This is a genomic window from Acidovorax sp. Root402, from assembly GCF_001425125.1.
GTDB classification, from domain to species: Bacteria; Pseudomonadota; Gammaproteobacteria; order Burkholderiales; family Burkholderiaceae_C; genus Acidovorax; species Acidovorax delafieldii.
The window spans coordinates 418,647-436,452 of record NZ_LMDQ01000013.1 but is presented as its reverse complement, the minus strand read 5'-3'; the positions used below and the strand labels follow the sequence as shown (position 1 = coordinate 436,452).

Below are 17,806 nucleotides of genomic sequence, written 5' to 3'. Positions count from 1 at the left end.
TCATGAACCCACAAGCCCATCTGCTCTGGAAAGCACCCCGCTGGGCGCTCGCGATCCTGCTGGCGGTGCTGGGCATGCTCGGGCCTTTCTCCATCGACACCTACATCCCCGCGTTCTCAGGCATCGCCGCGGCGCTGGGAGCCACACCGGTGGAAATGCAGCAGACGCTGTCCGCCTACCTGTTCGGCTTTGCGTTCATGAGCCTGTTCCACGGCGCGCTGGCAGACAGCTTTGGGCGCAGGCCCGTGATCTTGTGGGGCATCGCCGTGTTCACGCTCGCTTCCGCAGGGTGTGCGCTGTCGCAAACGATCGGGCAACTGGTCTTTTTCCGGGCACTGCAAGGCCTGTCCACGGGAGCAGGGATCGTGGTCTCCCGCGCGGTGATCCGCGACATGTTCCCTCCAGCACAAGCGCAGAAGGTTATGAGCCAGGTGACCATCTACTTTGGAGTGGCTCCAGCGATTGCTCCCATCATCGGAGGCTGGCTGTTTGTCCACACCGGGTGGCACAGCATTTTCTGGTTCCTGACCTTCGTGGGAGTGGCCCTTTGGACCGCCAACTTCAGGCTGCTGCCAGAGACCTTGCATGTGGAGCAGCGCCAGCCCTTTCATGTGCGCCATCTAATGCGCGGCTACGTGCAGTTGGGCACCAGTGCGCGCTTTGTGCTGCTGGCGCTGGCCAGTGGCGTGCCCTTCAATGGCATGTTCCTGTACGTTCTCTCGGCTCCAGCATTTCTTGGCGATCACCTGTCGCTGGCGCCTACGCAGTTTTTCTGGTTTTTTGTCCTGACCATCTCGGGGATCATGGGCGGTGCGTGGCTCAGTGGACGGCTGGCAGGGCGTATCCCGCCCAAGCGCCAGATCCGCCACGGATTTGTCATCATGTTTTCGGTGGCTGTGTTGAACCTGGTCGCCAATCTGCTGTTCACACCCCACGCTTGGTGGGCTCTGGCGCCCATTGCGGTCTTCTCTTTTGGCTGGGCACTGATGGTGCCGGTGGTGACGCTGCTGGTGCTGGACCTCTACCCGGAGCGCCGAGGCATGGCCTCATCCATGCAGGCGTTTGTCGGCTCTTCGGCCAATGGCCTGGTGGCAGGCGTCATCGCTCCGCTGGTGATGCACTCTACCGTTTTGCTGGCGCTGTCATCACTCCTGATGTTGTGCATTGGCATGCTGTCCTGGATCTGTCTGCACCATCGCTGGCCCGAGATCGGGCGTACGCCGGTCCATCTCTGATCAATACCCGACCGATCAAGGACTGGGCTGCCGCCGGTCCACGTTTTTTTGCTGGTAATAGCGGTTCTTCTCCGCATACATCGCCTGGTCTGCGCGATGGATCGCCGCTTCTACCGCATCTCCAGACTGGCAACAGGCAATCCCCATGGCCAGGCTCAGATGCTGGCCAGGGTAGAACTGGTTGTTGAGTTCGAGCATCGACAAAATGCGTTCCTGCAAAGCCATGGCTCCTCGCTCATCCGTGCCTGGCAACAACACCGTGAACTCGTCACCACCAATGCGGGCTGCGCAGGCCGGAGCATCCACGGCCTTGGCCAAGACCTCGCCAACGCGGCGCAGCATGGAGTCCCCCGCCGCATGGCCTTGCTCATCGTTCACCACCTTGAGACCATTCAGGTCGATGGCGATGATGGACAGCGGCCAAGGGCCCTTGCGGGTCAGGCGGTTGAGCTCCTCTGCATAAAAGGCTCGGTTGCGCAATTGCGTGAGCACATCGTGCTTGCCCAGGTACTCTAGGTAAGCCTCGGCCTTCTTGCGTGCCGTGATATCCACCAATGACAGGAGCACCAGGCCCCAGTCGCTCATGTGATCGGCCAGCACCGAGAACTGCATGTGGATATGCACGGCATCCCCGGACAGTGCGTAGTTAACCACTTCGCGCTGCTGAAAGGTCTTGCCCTCCCACAGGTCCAGCAATTGCTCCGCAAAGGACTCGTGCATCTCACCGCGAAACACCCGGCCAATGTTGTTCAGCAGCATTTCTTTGCTCTCTGCGCCAAACATGCGCAGGGTCTGCTGGTTCACATCGATCACCCGGATTTCGTGCATGCAGCGTGTCACGAACTCGGGATGCACCCGGATGAAAGTCTTGAAATCATCAATACCCTGCGCACGGACACCATCGAGCAGGCTCTTGACCGCACTGAAGTCCTCGACCCACAAGGACACGGGTGAGTGCTCGAACAAATCGCGTGCGTACCGCTCGCTGCGTCGCAGCTCGGCACCTGCACGCACGGTGGCCGTAACATCCTCCAGAGACACCAGCACACGGCTCCAGTTGTCCTCGTAACCGGGCAGGATGCGCGCACGGATCTGCACATCCAGCCGACGTCCGTCGAGCGCGTAGTTGACTGTTTGGTTAGAAAACTCCAGCTGCCCGTCCCACAACTGAGACAGCTCATCCGCCACCGCGTCGTGCATGTCGTCCCTGAAGACCTTATCCAGATTGGCTTCCAGTACCTGCTGGCTCTCGGCGGCAAACAGATCCAGCGTGCGCTGATTCACCTTGAGCACCTTCAGGGCTGCACTGCAGGCCCGCAGGCGGGCCGGGTCCTCTGCTAGGAACTGGCGGATGTCGGTCACGCCTTCGGCGCGCCACTGCTCAAAAAGCTGCTTGAGCGCACTGTAGTCCTCCAACCAGAGCGACACTGGCGCCAGCCCGAACATGTGCTCAAAGTCCGCACCCGAAGATAAAGAAGACGACACAGCAGATTCCTCCGGCGGCCATTATTGACGAGGCGCCGTTGGCATCCGCAGCTGAAATAGCCTCCCCAATGAAAAAAGGCCAGCACCTTACGGTACTGGCCTTTGCACAAAGGGCGGCGCTAGCGCCACACAACAATCAGCGCGCGGGGCGTGCAGGACGCTTGCGGGCATCGTGGGCCACAAAGGGCTTGCCACCACCACCGGCAGGCTTGGCAAATGCAGGCTTGCGAGGAGCGAAATCGCCGCGCGGTGCACCCGTATCGCCACGAGGAGCAAAGCCACCACGGCCTGTATCACCAAAACCAGGCTTGCGGCCATAACCGTCACCGTCACGACGCGGCGCAAAACCACGGTCGCCGCCACGGTCATCACGGCCAGCGAAACCGCCGCCGCCTTCACCACGGGCAGGGGCGCCACGGTTGTCACGACCGGCAAAGCCGCCGCCAAAGCCACCACCGAATCCACCACGATCATTGCCACCACGTGCGGGACCACCGAAGCGACCGCGCGACTGGTTATCACGGTTGTCATACGAACGGCCCGGGGCGCCACGGCCACCACCAAAATCGCCACCGCGAGGTGCCTGCGGAGCGCGCTGTGAAGGCTCCATGCCCGGAATCACTTCGGCCTTGAACTGCTGGCGGCTGTACGACTCAATGTCGTAGATCTTGCGGCGATCGCGGAACTCGGCAAACGTGATGGCCAGGCCATCGCGGCCCGCACGGCCGGTACGACCGATGCGGTGGGTGTAATCCTCAGCCTTCATGGGCAGGCCGAAGTTGAACACGTGGGTGATGGTAGGCACGTCGATGCCCCGTGCTGCCACGTCAGTAGCCACCAGAATCTGCACCTGACCTGCGCGCAGCGCCATCAAACGGCGGTTGCGCAGGCCCTGGCTCAGGGCGCCATGCAAAGCGACGGCCGAGAAGCCTTCTTGCTGCAGGTCGTTGGCCAAACCGTCGCACTCCACCTGGGTGCTGGCAAAGACAATGGCTTGGTTGATCGTGGTGTCACGCAGCCAGTGGTCCAGCATCTTGCGCTTGTGCTGGGCATTGTCGGCCCAGTACAGAACTTGCTTGATGTTGGCGTGCTTCTCTTGCGGAGAATCGATGGTCACCTTCTGCACAGACGAACCACCGTCGTGCATCACGCGCATGGCCAGTTGCTGGATGCGGGGCGCAAATGTGGCGCTGAACATCATGGTCTGCTTGCGCTGCGCGGTCAGCTGGTTCAGTTCAGCCAGGTCATCCGAGAAGCCCAGGTCGAGCATACGGTCCGCTTCGTCAACGACCAGGAACTGCACCTTGTCGAGCTTGATTTGCATCGAGCGCTGCAGGTCCAGCAGGCGGCCAGGGGTTGCCACCACGAGGTCAGCGTTTTGCAGTTTGGCGATCTGCAACTGGTAAGGCATGCCACCCACCACATTGGCCACACGCAGGCCACGGCAATGCTTGACCAGGTCGATGGCATCGTGCGCGACTTGCTGCGCCAGTTCACGGGTCGGGCACAGGATCAGGGCACCAGGGGTGGCAGCCTTGAAGTTGCGCGAACTGGTAGGGTCCTTGCGTTTGGCGCGCTTGGGAGCAGGTTCGCCACGGGCAGTGGCTTCGGCCACGGCGCGTTCAAAAGCGGCGCGCTCTTCGGCTTCGGCAGCAGCTTGCTGGTTGATCAGTGTGTGCAGCACAGGCAGGAGGAAGGCGGCGGTCTTGCCGCTGCCCGTCTGGCTGGAGACCATGAGGTCGATGAACTTGGTGGAGTCGTTGCCACCGCCCATCGCCAGAGGGATCGCCTTGAGCTGCACGCTGGTGGGCTGGGTGTAACCCAGATCAGCCACGGCTTGCACGAGTTCAGGGGCCAGGCCCAGCTCGATGAAGCCATTGGGCTCAGCGGTCACACCAGCATCGGCTTCGACGGCTGATACCACGGCGTCCAGGGGAGAAGACTGCACGGAAATGTCGGCAGCAAAGGAAGTGTCTGCAGGCGCGAATTCGCCCTGCACCAAAGAGGTGTCGGTCATGATTTTTCTCTCACGAAGACGGTCGCGGGCGCAGCCCACGATTGGCTTCGTCAAATGGTTAAAAAACATCAACCATCAAACGAAACCTGCGCTGGCTCAGAGAAGGCCGGAGCGGGTGGGCGTTATTCGCCAGTCCTGCACTGTCGATTAACAGTCGGCTGGCAAGCCCGGTGTGTGAGGGGAGATGCACAATCTGCGAGGGATTCCTGCGCAGCCAGAGATTATTGCACGATTAAGGGTTTGCCCGCAATACCCTCCTTCCCTTTTCGCCGGTGGCAATGCCTTCACCGCCAGGAATCCAGTCCCGCGTCGTAAAACACGCGCCCCAAGAGCACGGACCTCACAAGGGCTCCCCCGCCCCTCACAAAAGGGATGAGAAGCAGTGGCTTAAGACGTTTTCACATCCACGGCCAACAGGTGCTGACGGTAATGCGCCAGCTCGTCGATGGACTCATGGACATCGGCCAGGGCCGTGTGTTTTTGCGCTTTCTTGAAACTGGTGTATGCCTCGGGCTTCCAGCGCTTGGCCAGCTCCTTGAGCGTGCTCACATCCACATTGCGGTAGTGAAAGAACCGCTCGAGCTTGGGCATGTAACGCACCAAAAAACGCCGGTCCTGACCGATGCTGTTGCCGCACATGGGCGCAGTGCCCTTGGGCACGTACTGGGCCAGGAAAGCAAGGATCTTCTGTTCCGCTTCCTCCTCCGTCACCGTGGACGCCTTCACCTTGTCGATCAGGCCGCTGCGGCCGTGCGTGCCTTTGTTCCAGGCATCCATCTTGTTCAGCAATTCATCCGGCTGGTGAATGGCAAACACGGGGCCTTCGACGCGGGGTTCCAGGCTCGGACCGGTCACGACCACGGCGATCTCCAGCAGGCGGTCGGTGTCGGGCTCCAGGCCGGTCATTTCACAGTCCAGCCAGACCAGGTTCTGGTCGGATTTGGCAAGCGTGGCAGGGGTGGGGTTGTTGGCTTCTGACATGGCGCGCATTGTCGCCGATGGCCTAAACTAGCCGCACATGCCCACCTCCGACGACATTTCCCCCTCTTTGCTGTTCACCCTGGCCTTTGCAGCCGCGCTGCTTCTGGGCCTGGCCCTCAAGTTCTGGCTGGCGACGCGCCAGGTCCGGCATGTTGCACGCCATCGCGCTGCGGTCCCGGCACCGTTTGCCGAGCGCATCGCCCTGGCGGCGCACCAGAAGGCGGCCGACTACACCATCACCAAGGCCCGGCTGGGCATGCTGGAGATGGCGTTGGGCGCGGCCGTGCTACTGGGCTGGACCTTGCTGGGCGGCCTGGACGCCCTGAACCAGGCGCTGCTTGGCGTGCTGGGCGGCGGCATGTGGCAGCAGATGGCATTCCTGGTCGCCTTTGCTGCCATCAGCGGCCTGATCGACCTGCCCCTGTCGCTGTACCAGACGTTTGTTGTGGAAGAACGGTTTGGGTTCAACAAGATGACCTGGCGCCTGTGGCTGGCGGACGCCCTCAAGGGCCTGCTGGTGGGCGCCATCATCGGGCTGCCCATTGCCGCACTGATCCTCTGGCTGATGGGCGCTGCAGGCCCGCTGTGGTGGCTGTGGGCCTGGTGCTTCTGGATGGGTTTCAACCTGCTGCTGATGGTGATTTACCCCACCTTCATCGCACCGTTGTTCAACAAATTCCAGCCGCTTGAAGACGAGTCGCTCAAAGCCCGCGTGACTGCGCTGATGCAGCGTTGCGGCTTCTCGGCCAAGGGCCTGTTCGTGATGGACGGCAGCCGCCGCAGCGCCCACGCCAATGCCTATTTCACTGGCTTTGGTGCCGCCAAGCGCGTGGTGTTCTACGACACCCTGCTGCGCCAGCTGGCACCTGGCCAGGTCGAGGCTGTGCTGGCCCATGAGCTGGGCCACTTCAAGCACCGCCACATCATCCAGCGCATCGTGATGATGTTTGCGCTCAGCCTGGCGGGCTTTGCGCTGCTGGGCTGGCTTTCCACACAGGTCTGGTTCTACACCGGACTGGGTGTGCGGCCCAACATCTCGCTGGACCCGGCCATGGCCGCCGCACCCAATGATGCGCTGGCACTGCTGCTTTTCATGCTGGTCGTTCCGGTATTTACCTTCTTCATCTCGCCGCTGTTTTCGCAACAATCGCGTCGCCACGAGTTCCAGGCAGACGCGTATGCTGCGGCCCAGGCCAGCGGCGCAGACCTGTCGTCGGCCTTGCTCAAGCTGTACGAAGACAACGCCTCCACGCTCACTCCAGACCCGGTCTACGTGAAGTTTTACTACTCGCATCCACCCGCCACAGAGCGGCTGGCGCGCATGCAAACCCCTGCTCACCCATGACTACCATGTTGAAGAAAAAAGACTGGTCCACGCTGACCCGCCGCGCCCTGACAGCTACAGAAATAGTAGCAAACCTGGCCAAACTGGAGGGCTGGAGCCTCAGCGGCGACGGCGCCAACGTCGCCATCGAGAAAACCTACCACTTTGCCAATTACTACGAGACGATCTCGTTCGTGAACGCCTTGGCGTTCATCGCCAATGCGCAAGACCACCACCCCGATCTGTCTGTGCACTACAACCGCTGCGTGGTGCGACTGAACACGCACGACGTGCATGGCTTCTCCAGCACCGACTTCGAGTGCGCCACCCAGTTCGACGCACTGGTCTCACTGTGAGGCAGGCCCACCATGGCTGAACGCAGCGCCCTCACGGAAGGTACCGTGGTGGCCAGCCATGGGCGCCACTGCATGGTCGAGACCCCGGATGGGGAGCGCCGCATCTGCCACCCCCGCGGTAAAAAAAGCCAGGCCGTCGTTGGCGACCATGTGCTATGGCAGGCACCGCCGCCCGGGCAAGGCGAAGAAGGCACCATCGAAAAGGTCAAGGAACGGCGCAACCTGTTCTACCGACAGGACGAGATTCGCACCAAATCTTTCGCCGCCAACCTCGATCAGGTACTCATCCTGATTGCGGCGGAACCGGTGTTCTCCGAAAGCCAGCTATCACGGGCACTGATTGCTGCAGAGGCGGAGGGCATCAAACCCATCATTGCACTCAACAAGAGTGATCTGGTCGAACCCTTCGCCCGCGCATGGGAGCGACTGCTGCCGTACCGGCACATGGGCGCCGGCAAACACTATGGCGTGCTGCCGCTATCTCTGGCGCTGTCCAGCGATGTGGACCGTGCCCTGCTCATGGAACACTTGCAGGGCAAGACCACGTTGGTGCTGGGCCCGTCGGGGTCCGGCAAGAGCACGCTGATCAACCTGCTGGTGCCGGGCGCCTCGGTGCTGACCGGAGAAATCTCGCAGGCCCTGAATTCAGGCAAACACACCACCACCAGCACCCACTGGTACTGGATGGATGCGGCGCGCACCACGGCACTGATCGACTCGCCAGGGTTCCAGGAATTCGGGCTGCACCATATCGCCCCCATGCAGCTGGCGGCCTGTATGCCCGACATCGCCGAGCATGCAACGGCCTGCAAGTTCTACAACTGCACCCACCTGCATGAGCCGGGGTGCGGTGTGCTGGATGCAGTCAAAAAGGGCCAAGGCGCTGGAGGTATAAGCCCCTCTCGCTACAAAATATATAGTGATTTGTTTGAAGAGTTGAGTCACACCCGGTATTGACCGGCGTATGCCAGCGGCGCCATGCGAGATGGCGCGACAGGTGAACGGGCTAGCCGAGCAACCGGGCCAGCGTCAGCAGCGCCAGCAGCAGCATCCAGACCACCACCGAGCGCCACACCAGGCCCACCACGCTGCGAAGGTGGCCTACTTCAGGCTCGCGGCCGGGGGTGGAGTCGCTGTCGCCCATGTCGGCATCAATCTCCAGACCCTGTGGCGCATGCAGCTCGGTGCGCGCCTTCAACGCCTCACCGCCCAGGCGCACATTGATGGCCCCTGCAGTGGCGGCAAGAACCACACCATCGTTGTCGTTGGGAAACCGCTGCGCATGAAAACGCCAGCCTTCAATCGCTTCTTCAAAACTGCCTACCACCGCAAAGCTCAGTGCCGTGAGCCGCGCAGGCAACCAGTCGATGGCAGTCCAGGCCTGGGCGGACGCCTGCTGCAAGGACTCGCTGGCGGGCAATGCGCCCGTGCGCTGCTTGTAATGCCAGTAGCGAGAGACAAATTCAGCCAGGCGATACAACACCGCCCCCGTCGGCCCCAGACCCAGCGCAGCCAGCACCGAGAACCACGCCAACACCCCAAATACATGCCGGTGCGCAGCCAGCACCGAATACTCGATCACATGGCGCACGATCTCGCTGCGCGGCAGCGCGCCCACATCCACCTGTTGCCAGTGCGCGAGGCGCTCGCGCGCCGAGTCTTCGTCACCCTCTTCCAGCGCATCGCGGATGCCGGTGAAGTGGTGGCTGAACTGCCGAAAACCCAGCGTGACATATAGCACCGCCACGCTCCAGAGCACCGCAAACGGCCAGCCGAGACCCCACAGCAGCAGCCAGTGGATGCCCAGTGTGACCAGTGCGGGAACGAGTACCGCGAGGCTCCACGCCACCCACCCGTGGTGCGATTTGCCCGCGTCGAAATTGCGGCTCACGGACAAGGCCCATGCACGCAGCCCCGCGTGGATGGGATTGCTGCGAGCCAGAGGGCGTGCCTGCTCGATCAGCAGAGCGAACAGGATGGCAAAGAAACTCATGGGGGGCAATGATACTGGCGCCAAGCCACGGGAGCACGTGATTCCGCCGAACCTCAGCAACACATCCTCCAATGAAGCGGGGACCCCACCCGCAGCCCTCAAAGCCCACATGGCCGAAGCCAGAGCCCCACGTGAGGGGTCGCGCTGCCACACACCGGGTGCGTCCGCGCGAAGCGCCTCAGGGGTGCTTCATTCAGCCATCATGAACCGGTAGAAATTGCGCAGCATGCCAGCCGTGGCGCCCCAGATGAAATGGGTCTTGTCGCCTTGCTGGTAGGGCATGGAGAACCATTCGCGGTGCACGCCATCGCGGTCAAACACATGGCGGCGATGGTGAGCTGGGTCGAGCAAAAAGGCCAGCGGTACCTCAAACAGGTCGGCCACCTCATACGGGTTGGGCCGAAGCACACAGTCCGGCTGCACAAGGGCGACCACCGGGGTGATGATGAATGACGAGCCGGTCACGTAGGTGGGCAAGGTCCCCAGTACCTCGACAAATTCACGGTCCAGGCCCACCTCCTCCTGCGCTTCGCGCAAGGCGGTTTCAGCAGCACTGGCGTCTTCCGGATCAGCCCGCCCGCCCGGGAAGGCCACCTGCCCGGAATGGGTGGACAGATGTGCGGTGCGCTCCGTCAACAGCACCATGGGTTGCTCGCGCAACACGATCGCCAGCAACACGGACGCGTGGGCTGGCTCGCGGTTCATGAACTTCTTTTCCAGCACCACCTCCGGCTCCCACTGGGGTGGCTGTGCAAAACGCGCACGCAGCGCATCAGGCGTCTGCACAGCCAGGGGCACGGCGGGCAGGTGCACGTCCACCCCGACCACTGGCACCGTGCGAGGGTCAAAGTCGGGCAGGCTCGACAGAGGCGCAATGACCGATGAAACAGCAGGAGGAGAAGAAGTGTTCACAAAAAGCAGGTTCTACGGACCAAAAAACAAAAAGCCGCTACAGGCAGATGCTGTAGCGGCTTGTCAGGACAGGCCCTCGCCTTGCTTGAATTAAGCGGCGGTAGCAGCAGCCTTGACGCGCGAAGGCAGCTTTTCCTTGATACGTGCCGACTTGCCGCTGCGGTCACGCAGGTAGTACAGCTTGGCACGGCGCACATCACCGCGGCGCTTGACTTCGATGCTGGCAATCAGCGGGCTGTAGGTCTGGAACGTACGCTCCACGCCTTCGCCGCTGGAGATCTTGCGCACGGTGAAGCCGCTGTTCAGGCCACGATTGCGCTTGGCAATCACCACGCCTTCGTAAGCCTGCACGCGCTTGCGGGTACCTTCCACCACGTTCACGCTCACGATGACGGTGTCACCAGGGGCGAATTCGGGGATGGTCTTGTTCAAGCGGGCAATTTCTTCCGCTTCCAGGGTCTGGATCAGGTTCATGTGAGTTTCCTAGTGATCTTGTCCGCGCCAAAAATGGCTGCGTCGGGATTGACGTCTCAGTGTTTTGCGGGAGAACTCCCAGTCAAAACGGCCGGCCAGAGGATCGAAAAGCCTTTGATTATAGCAATTCAGCCGAGCTTGGCCAATACAGCTTCATCGGCGGGCGCCAAACGCCCCGCTTTGCGCGCGGCGTCGATGAGATCAGGCCGGTGGCGGGCCGTGGTGGCCAGGCGCTGATCACGCCGCCAGCGCTCGATCTGCGCATGGTGACCCGACATGAGGGCCGCTGGCACCTGCTGCCCTGCCCACTCTTCGGGCCGCGTGTAATGCGGGCAGTCCAGCAGGCCATCGAGCGCGGGATTGAAGCTGTCGAGCCGGTGGCTGCCCTCATCGTTGAGCACCCCGGGCTGCAGGCGCGCCACGGCGTCCAGCAGCGCCATGGCGGCAATCTCGCCGCCCGAGAGTACGAAGTCGCCCAGGCTCATCTGAACATTCACATGGGTGTCAATGAACCGCTGGTCGATGCCTTCATAGCGTCCACACAGCAACACAGCCCCCTCGCTGGCAGACCAGCGCTCCACGGCGGCGTGGTTCAGCGACTCGCCGATGGGAGAAAAAAGAACCAGCGGCGCCTCGCCGCCCTCGGGCTCACCGCGCTCTGCCCGGATGGCCGCAAGGCACCTCGCCAAGGGCTCGGCCATCATCACCATGCCCGGGCCACCGCCAAACGGGCGGTCATCCACCCGGCGGTAGTTGCCGTCGGCGTAGTCGCGCGGGTTCCACAGGCGCACATCGACCTGGCCGCTGGCATAGGCGCGCCGGGTCACACCGCTCGCCAGGAAGGGCGCGAACAGCTCGGGAAAGAGGGTGATGATGTCAAAGCGCATAGGGCGCGGCTCGTGACGGCGCGGTCAGTAGTCGGGCTGCCAGTCCACGGTGATGCGTTTTTCAGCCAGATCCACCTTGTCCACGAAGGCCGAGACAAACGGAATCATGCGCTCCTGTGCCTTGCCGTCCTGCTCAAAGGCCAGCACCAGCACGGTCTGTGGACCGGTGGACATCAACTCGCGCACCTCGCCCAGCGCCACACCTTCACGGTTGAAGACCGACAGACCGATCAGATCGACCCAGTAGTACTCGTCTTCTGAGGTGGATGGAAAACTGGATCGCGGCACAAAAATCCGCGCACCGCGCAACGCCTCAGCACCATTGCGGTCATCAATGCCCTGCGCCCAGGCCACCACGGAGTCCGAATGATCCTTGGCCTGGCGGATGGGCAGCAGCACGGTGCCGCTGAAGGTCTTGGCACCACGCTCGGAGGGCTGCAAATACCAGCGTTTGGACGAAAAAAGCGCCTCGGGATTGCTGCTGTGCGACAGCACCTTGAACCAGCCCTTGATGCCCCAGGCATCTGCGATGCGCCCCACTTCAACGGCGTCGGCAGGCAGTTCTGCGGGTTCGAGGGTCAACGGTGTGGTGGCCATGGCAGTGAGTCCAGAATGAGAAAAGGGCGGGTTCCGCCAGACCAGCCGACGGAACCCGCCCTTTTCAGGGAGCTTTAAGCAGCCTTCTTGGCGGCTTGCTTGATCAGGCGGTCCACCGTGGGGGAGGACTGGGCGCCAACGCCCACCCAGTAAGCCAGACGGTCTTGCACGATGCGCAGGCCTTCTTCAGATTCCTTGGCGGTGGGGTTGTAGAAGCCGATGCGCTCGATGAAGCGGCCATCACGGCGCACGCGCTTGTCAGCAACGACGATGTTGAAGAAAGGACGGCCCTTGGAGCCGCCGCGGGAGAGTCGAATGACGACCATGATTTATCCTTCGGGTGGTGAACTCCGGCAACATTTGCCGTAAGCCACAGTGTTCGCAACCATATTCGCAACGCTTGAGACACGCGACATGGCCACCCGGCCAGCGACACGCTGCAAAGCCTGCGATTATATCCATTTCCCCAAAATGCCCTCTATCCGCCCCAGCACTGACAGCGATATTCCTGCCATCACGGCCATTTACCAACACCATGTGCTCCACGGCACGGGCACCTTCGAGATAGATCCCCCCTCCGAAGCCGACATGGCAAGCCGCCGCGCTGACGTGCTGGCGCGTGGCCTGCCCTGGCTGGTTGCGGAGAAAGACGGTCAAGTGCTGGGCTTTGCCTATGCCAACTGGTTCAAGCCCCGCCCGGCCTACCGCTTCTCGGCCGAAGACTCGATCTACGTGGCCGATCAGGCCCGCGGCATGGGCCTGGGCCGCAAGCTGCTGGCCGAGCTGGCGGTACAGGCCGAAGCGGCTGGCGTGCGCAAGCTGCTGGCGGTGATTGGAGACTCTGCCAACGCAGGCTCGATCGGCGTGCACCGGGCCCTGGGCTTCACCGATGTGGGCATCATGCGCTCAGTCGGCTGGAAGTTCGGCGCCTGGCGCGACATCGTGCTCATGGAAAAGACCCTGGGCGCGGGCGACACCACTTCACCCGAATAGCGCAGCACCCATGAAAAACAAAACCGTAGCCGCCTGGCTCGCCTTTGTCGGCGGCCCCCTGGGCCTGCACCGCTTTTACCTTCATGGCCTGTCCGACATGCTCGGCTGGTTGTTGCCCATCCCCACGGCGCTGGGCATCTATGGCATTCAGCGGGTGCAGCAACTCGGCCAGGACGACCACTACAGCTGGGTGCTGATACCGCTGCTGGGCTTCACGATTGCCGCCTGTGCGCTGCGCGCCATCCTGTACGCGCTGATGACACCCGAGGCATGGAATGCGCGCTACAACCCCAGCGCCGCACCGGACGCCGCGCCGGGCAGGACGCAATGGATCACCGTGGGCGCCATCGTGGTGTCCCTGCTGATCGGGACCACGGTACTGATGGCCAGCCTGGCGTTCAGTTTCCAGCGGTACTTTGAGTACCAGATCGAGGAAGCGCGCAAGATCTCGCAGTGATCCGCTGGCAGGCGCCAATGCAAACGCCCCATCAAATTCACACTCAATGGGGCGTATGCGCTAGTGTTGATTGCCTTGAATGCTATCTATTCAATAGCATTCACGGCAACTCCGCCATCAGAACAGCTGCAGGCTGATCCAGTAGGCGACGGCGGCCACAAAGGCGCTCGCCGGGATGGTCAGAATCCACGCCCAGATGATGTTGCCGGCAACGCCCCAGCGCACGGCGCTGGCGCGCTGGGTGGAGCCCACACCGACGATGGCGCCCGTGATGGTGTGCGTGGTGGACACCGGAATGCCGAGCGTGGTGGCCAGGAATAAGGTCAGCGCCCCGCCCGTTTCGGCACAGAAGCCGCCCACAGGCTTGAGCTTGGTGATCTTCTGGCCCATGGTCTTCACAATGCGCCATCCGCCAAACATGGTGCCCAGGCCAATGGCCACGTAGCAGCTGATGATGGCCCAGGTGGGGGGCGAGGCATCAGACGCCGACGCATACCCGGTGGCAATCAGCAGCAGCCAGATGATGCCGATGGTCTTTTGCGCATCATTACCGCCGTGCCCCAAGCTGTAGGCGCCGGCAGATACCAGCTGCAACCGGCGGAACCACTTGTCCACCTTGCTCGGGCGCGTGCGCCTGAAGATCCAGGCCACGGCCACCATCATGAGCGAGCCCAGCGCAAAACCCAGCAGCGGCGAGACAAAGATGAACGCCACGGTCTTGAGGATGCCCGCCGAGATCAGCGCGCCCGCACCAGCCTTGGCAATCACAGCGCCCACAATGCCGCCGATGAGGGCGTGCGAGGAGCTGCTGGGGATGCCGTAGTACCAGGTGATCACGTTCCAGGTGATCGCACCCACCAGGGCGCCAAACACCACGTGCGTGTCCACAATGCCGGGCTGCACGATGCCCTTGCCCACCGTCGCTGCCACGCTCAGGTGAAAGACAAAGATCGCCACAAAGTTGAAGAAGGCGGCAAACAGCACCGCCTGCGCGGGCTTGAGCACGCCGGTGGAGACCACCGTGGCGATCGAATTGGCCGCGTCGTGGAACCCGTTCATGAAGTCGAACAGGATTGCCAGGGCCACAAGCAGAACCACAACCCAGAGGGCCGTCTGTACGGTTTCCATACTGGTCAGCCTGCGCGGATCAGGAGTTCTCGAGGACGATGCCCTCGATGCAGTTGGCCACGTCCTCGCACTTGTCGGTGATCGTCTCCAGCAGTTCGTAGATGGCCTTGAGCTTGATCACCTCGCGGACATCGGGCTCCTCGCGGAACAGCTTGCTCATGGCGCTGCGCATCACACGGTCGGCGTCGGATTCGAGCTTGTCGATCTCCTCGCAGGTCTTGAGCGCGGCCTCGGCCACAGCCGGGTCGGCGATCTTGTCGAGCAGCTTGACGGCATCGCGCAGGCGCTCGCAGCACTTGAGGCTCAGGTCCGTGAGACGGGTGATTTCTTCCGTCATGTGCCGCACGTCGTACAGCGCCATGGTTTCAGCCGAGTCCTGGATCAGGTCGGCCACATCGTCCATGGTGTTGATCAGCGTGTGGATCTGCTCACGGTCGATGGGGGTGATGAAGGTCTTGTGGATGGCCTTGTTCACCTCGTGCGTCACTCGGTCGGCGGCACGCTCGGCGTTGTCCACATCCTGGTTGTACTTGTCGCGCAGGTGCGGGTCGCTGTAGTTGGCCACCAGTTGCGAGAAGGCCCGGGCCGCCTCGACGATGCGGTCCGCATGCTGGTTGAACATTTCGAAAAAATTGCCTTCGCGTGGCAACAGCTTGGCAAACAGCATGGAGACTCCTGGATCGGGAACGAATGGTGAGAAAAGGCCGCGCCATGACAGAACCATGACGCTTTCGTGACCCGGCGAGTTTAACCGTGCGCCCTGCAGGGACTGATGCCGCTGCCTCATGCAGTCATGCGCACGGCGCCGTGGGCGACGACACACTGGCCGTTCAGGCCCTGTGCCTTCAGGCGCCCCGGAAGATGAAATACACCGCCCCCACCAGGCACAACCCCGCCCAAAGGTAGTCCCACTTCAGGGGTTGCCCCATGTAGAACACGGCGAAGGGCACAAACACACCCAGCGTGATGACCTCTTGCATGATCTTGAGCTGCCCCACGTTGAACTGGGTGAAGCCAATGCGGTTGGCCGGCACCTGCAACAGGTATTCAAACAGTGCGATACCCCAGCTGACGAGGGCCGCGACATACCACGGCGAAGACGCCAGGTTCTTCAGGTGGCCGTACCACGCAAAGGTCATGAAGATATTGCTGGCAGTGAGCAGCAATATCGTTTGCAAAGAAATAGGCAGGGATTGGAGCGCGTTCATGGTGGAGCGGCAGGCTGGGGAAGTGAACGAAGCGGCCGATTATGAACAAAACCGATCGATTGCGCTGGTGTTACATACCTTGCCAGCTATATTTTTAATAGCAATTTACTGCAACACTACTCCCATCAACAGACACAAAAAAAGGCACTCCCGAGGGAGTGCCTTGCTGGACAGCCGCCGCACCACACCAGCGGTGCGCAGGCTTGCGGTCGCTTATTCGCCCAGGTAGGCAGCGCGCACCTTGGGGTCATTGAGCAACTGCTGGCCAGGGCCCGACATGGTGATCAGGCCGGACTCCATCACGTAGCCGCGGTCGGCAATCGCCAGCGCGCGGCTGGCGTTCTGCTCGACCAGCACGATGGTCACGCCCAGCGCGTACACGTCGCGCACCACCTCAAAGATCTTGTCCACCATGATGGGGGACAGGCCCATCGAGGGCTCGTCCAGCAGCAGCACCTTGGGCTGGCTCATCAGCGCGCGGCCCATCGCCAGCATCTGCTGCTCACCGCCCGACATGGTGCCGGCCAGCTGGTCCTTGCGCTCGCGCAGGCGCGGGAAAATGGTGAACATCTTCTCGATGTCAGCCAGGATGCCGGCCTTGTCGGAGCGCGTGTAGGCGCCCATTTGCAGGTTTTCGGTGATGGTCATGCGCGCAAACACGCCACGGCCTTCCGGCACCATCACCAAGCCCTTCTTCACCAGGTCCCAGGCGCCCTTGCCCTTGATGCTTTCGCCCAGGTACTCGATATCGCCGTCGTTCATGGCCAGGGTGCCAGTGATGGCCTTCATGGTGGTGGTCTTGCCCGCACCGTTGGAGCCGATCAGCGAGACCAGCTCGCCTTCACGCACTTCGAAGTCCACGCCCTTCACGGCCTGGATACCGCCGTAGGCCACTTTCAGGCCCTTGACCTGCAGCAGTACCTTATTGGATTTTTCGGCCATTCTCAATGTCCTCCGGTGCCCAGATAGGCCTCAATCACTTTTTCGTTCTTCTGCACTTCGGCAGGGTTGCCTTCGGCGATCTGCTTGCCATAGTCGAGCACCGTCACACGGTCGCACAGGCCCATCACCAGCTTCACGTCGTGCTCGATGAGCAAGATGGTGCGGTTGTCTTTGCGGATGCGGTCGATCAGCTCGCGCAGCAGCACCTTCTCGGTGGCGTTCATGCCGGCGGCGGGCTCGTCCAGCGCAATCAGTTGCGGATCGGTGGCCAGGGCCCGGGCGATCTCCAGGCGGCGCTGGTCGCCGTAGCTCAGGGTGCGCGCCTTGTAGTCGGCAAACTTGCCAATGCCCACGTAGTCGAGCAGTTCCTGTGCGCGCTTGGCGATGGCCAGCTCTTCTTCCTTGAAGCCCTTGGTACGCAGCACAGCGCCCAGCAGGCCAGACTTGGTACGGATGTGGCGGCCCACCATCACGTTTTCCAGTGCCGTCATTTCTGCAAACAGACGGATATTCTGGAAGGTGCGCGCGATGCCCGCCTTGGCCACTTCATGCACGGCCGTCGGCTCGTAAGGCTTGCCAGCCAGTTCAAAGGTGCCGCTGTCGGGGGTGTACAGGCCGGTGATCACGTTGAAGAACGTGGTCTTGCCTGCGCCGTTGGGGCCAATCAGGCCATACACCTGGCCTCGCTCAATGGTGATGCCCACGTCGGAGAGGGCTTGCAGGCCGCCGAAGCGCTTGGAAATGCCCGCAACCCGCAGCACCACGTCGCTGGCTGATTTCTGAATGTTCTCTGCCATGTTCTAACTTTCTGCGGTGT

Annotated in this window: 21 protein-coding genes; 7 read left to right on the top strand and 14 right to left on the bottom strand. The window is 62.0% G+C overall.

What is annotated here, in order from left to right; translation table 11 throughout:
* The first annotated feature begins 2 nt into the window (after positions 1–2).
* Positions 3–1,235, top strand: a complete 1,233-nt coding sequence (locus ASC83_RS09440) for a multidrug effflux MFS transporter (RefSeq protein WP_056061100.1) — start codon at positions 3–5, stop codon at positions 1,233–1,235.
* A gap of 15 nt (positions 1,236–1,250) precedes the next feature.
* On the opposite strand, the gene ASC83_RS09435 is transcribed toward ASC83_RS09440, so the two are convergent.
* From ASC83_RS09435 to orn, 3 genes are all read right to left on the bottom strand, one after another.
* A complete protein-coding gene (locus tag ASC83_RS09435; RefSeq protein ID WP_056061097.1) occupies positions 1,251–2,720 on the bottom strand; it encodes a GGDEF domain-containing protein in 1,470 nt (489 codons plus the stop codon).
* 136 nt (positions 2,721–2,856) lie between these two features.
* Positions 2,857–4,737: a DEAD/DEAH box helicase gene (locus tag ASC83_RS09430; RefSeq protein WP_056061093.1), complete on the bottom strand. Its 1,881-nt coding sequence runs from the start codon at positions 4,735–4,737 to the stop codon at positions 2,857–2,859.
* Between the two features lie 387 nt (positions 4,738–5,124).
* Positions 5,125–5,718 carry an oligoribonuclease gene (gene orn / locus ASC83_RS09425; RefSeq protein WP_056062110.1) on the bottom strand — a complete coding sequence of 198 codons (594 nt, stop codon included), beginning with the start codon at positions 5,716–5,718 and terminating at the stop codon, positions 5,125–5,127.
* Positions 5,719–5,755: 37 nt separating this feature from the next.
* On the opposite strand from orn, the gene ASC83_RS09420 reads away from it, so the two are divergent.
* Genes ASC83_RS09420 through rsgA form a run of 3 tightly spaced genes read left to right on the top strand, consistent with a single transcriptional unit; the run spans position 5,756 to position 8,355 of the window.
* Positions 5,756–7,063, top strand: a complete 1,308-nt coding sequence (locus ASC83_RS09420; RefSeq protein ID WP_056061091.1) for a M48 family metallopeptidase — start codon at positions 5,756–5,758, stop codon at positions 7,061–7,063.
* Positions 7,060–7,398: a 4a-hydroxytetrahydrobiopterin dehydratase gene (locus ASC83_RS09415; RefSeq protein WP_056061088.1), complete on the top strand. Its 339-nt coding sequence runs from the start codon at positions 7,060–7,062 to the stop codon at positions 7,396–7,398. The genes ASC83_RS09420 and ASC83_RS09415 overlap by 4 nt, the downstream gene beginning before the upstream one ends.
* Before the next feature lie 12 nt (positions 7,399–7,410).
* Positions 7,411–8,355 carry a ribosome small subunit-dependent GTPase A gene (gene rsgA / locus ASC83_RS09410; RefSeq protein WP_056061085.1) on the top strand — a complete coding sequence of 315 codons (945 nt, stop codon included), beginning with the start codon at positions 7,411–7,413 and terminating at the stop codon, positions 8,353–8,355.
* Positions 8,356–8,404: 49 nt separating this feature from the next.
* Here the strand turns inward: rsgA and ASC83_RS09405 are convergent, their stop codons facing one another.
* From ASC83_RS09405 to rpsP, 6 genes are all read right to left on the bottom strand, one after another.
* Complete coding sequence (locus ASC83_RS09405) at positions 8,405–9,391, bottom strand: CobD/CbiB family protein (RefSeq protein ID WP_056061083.1); 987 nt, start codon at positions 9,389–9,391, stop codon at positions 8,405–8,407.
* 189 nt (positions 9,392–9,580) lie between these two features.
* Positions 9,581–10,303, bottom strand: coding sequence for a CoA pyrophosphatase (locus tag ASC83_RS09400; RefSeq protein ID WP_235509344.1), 723 nt, complete (start codon positions 10,301–10,303; stop codon positions 9,581–9,583).
* Between the two features lie 90 nt (positions 10,304–10,393).
* Positions 10,394–10,777 carry a 50S ribosomal protein L19 gene (gene rplS, locus ASC83_RS09395; protein WP_056061081.1) on the bottom strand — a complete coding sequence of 128 codons (384 nt, stop codon included), beginning with the start codon at positions 10,775–10,777 and terminating at the stop codon, positions 10,394–10,396.
* A 128-nt stretch (positions 10,778–10,905) separates the two neighbouring features.
* A complete protein-coding gene (gene trmD / locus ASC83_RS09390) occupies positions 10,906–11,664 on the bottom strand; it encodes a tRNA (guanosine(37)-N1)-methyltransferase TrmD (protein ID WP_056061078.1) in 759 nt (252 codons plus the stop codon).
* Positions 11,665–11,688: 24 nt separating this feature from the next.
* Entirely contained in the window at positions 11,689–12,261 is a 573-nt protein-coding gene (gene rimM / locus ASC83_RS09385; protein WP_056061074.1) for a ribosome maturation factor RimM, read from the bottom strand.
* A 74-nt stretch (positions 12,262–12,335) separates the two neighbouring features.
* The gene (rpsP, locus tag ASC83_RS09380; RefSeq protein WP_015013104.1) at positions 12,336–12,587 is read right to left on the bottom strand and encodes a 30S ribosomal protein S16; all 252 of its coding nucleotides are present in this window, start codon (positions 12,585–12,587) and stop codon (positions 12,336–12,338) included.
* 145 nt (positions 12,588–12,732) lie between these two features.
* On the opposite strand from rpsP, the gene ASC83_RS09375 reads away from it, so the two are divergent.
* Positions 12,733–13,254 (top strand): GNAT family N-acetyltransferase, encoded by a 522-nt coding sequence (locus ASC83_RS09375; RefSeq protein WP_056061071.1) that lies wholly within the window; start codon positions 12,733–12,735, stop codon positions 13,252–13,254.
* Positions 13,255–13,264: 10 nt separating this feature from the next.
* Positions 13,265–13,711 carry a TM2 domain-containing protein gene (locus ASC83_RS09370; RefSeq protein ID WP_056061068.1) on the top strand — a complete coding sequence of 149 codons (447 nt, stop codon included), beginning with the start codon at positions 13,265–13,267 and terminating at the stop codon, positions 13,709–13,711.
* A 117-nt stretch (positions 13,712–13,828) separates the two neighbouring features.
* Here the strand turns inward: ASC83_RS09370 and ASC83_RS09365 are convergent, their stop codons facing one another.
* The 3 genes from ASC83_RS09365 to ASC83_RS09355 all read right to left on the bottom strand — a co-directional run bounded on the left by ASC83_RS09365 (position 13,829) and on the right by ASC83_RS09355 (position 16,047).
* Positions 13,829–14,839: an inorganic phosphate transporter gene (locus ASC83_RS09365; RefSeq protein ID WP_056061065.1), complete on the bottom strand. Its 1,011-nt coding sequence runs from the start codon at positions 14,837–14,839 to the stop codon at positions 13,829–13,831.
* A 19-nt stretch (positions 14,840–14,858) separates the two neighbouring features.
* The gene (locus ASC83_RS09360) at positions 14,859–15,506 is read right to left on the bottom strand and encodes a DUF47 domain-containing protein (protein ID WP_055403060.1); all 648 of its coding nucleotides are present in this window, start codon (positions 15,504–15,506) and stop codon (positions 14,859–14,861) included.
* Positions 15,507–15,684: 178 nt separating this feature from the next.
* Positions 15,685–16,047 (bottom strand): DMT family protein, encoded by a 363-nt coding sequence (locus ASC83_RS09355; protein ID WP_056061062.1) that lies wholly within the window; start codon positions 16,045–16,047, stop codon positions 15,685–15,687.
* On the opposite strand from ASC83_RS09355, the gene ASC83_RS24080 reads away from it, so the two are divergent.
* The gene (locus tag ASC83_RS24080) at positions 15,977–16,276 is read left to right on the top strand and encodes a hypothetical protein (protein ID WP_162245485.1); all 300 of its coding nucleotides are present in this window, start codon (positions 15,977–15,979) and stop codon (positions 16,274–16,276) included. The genes ASC83_RS09355 and ASC83_RS24080 overlap by 71 nt on opposite strands.
* Here the strand turns inward: ASC83_RS24080 and ASC83_RS09350 are convergent.
* Together ASC83_RS09350 and ASC83_RS09345 are read right to left on the bottom strand one after the other, a co-directional pair.
* Positions 16,261–16,989 carry an ABC transporter ATP-binding protein gene (locus tag ASC83_RS09350; protein WP_056061060.1) on the bottom strand — a complete coding sequence of 243 codons (729 nt, stop codon included), beginning with the start codon at positions 16,987–16,989 and terminating at the stop codon, positions 16,261–16,263. The two genes, ASC83_RS24080 and ASC83_RS09350, sit on opposite strands and share 16 nt — an antisense overlap.
* Positions 16,990–16,991: 2 nt before the next feature.
* Positions 16,992–17,786, bottom strand: a complete 795-nt coding sequence (locus ASC83_RS09345) for an ABC transporter ATP-binding protein (protein WP_056061058.1) — start codon at positions 17,784–17,786, stop codon at positions 16,992–16,994.
* Positions 17,787–17,806 lie beyond the last annotated feature (20 nt).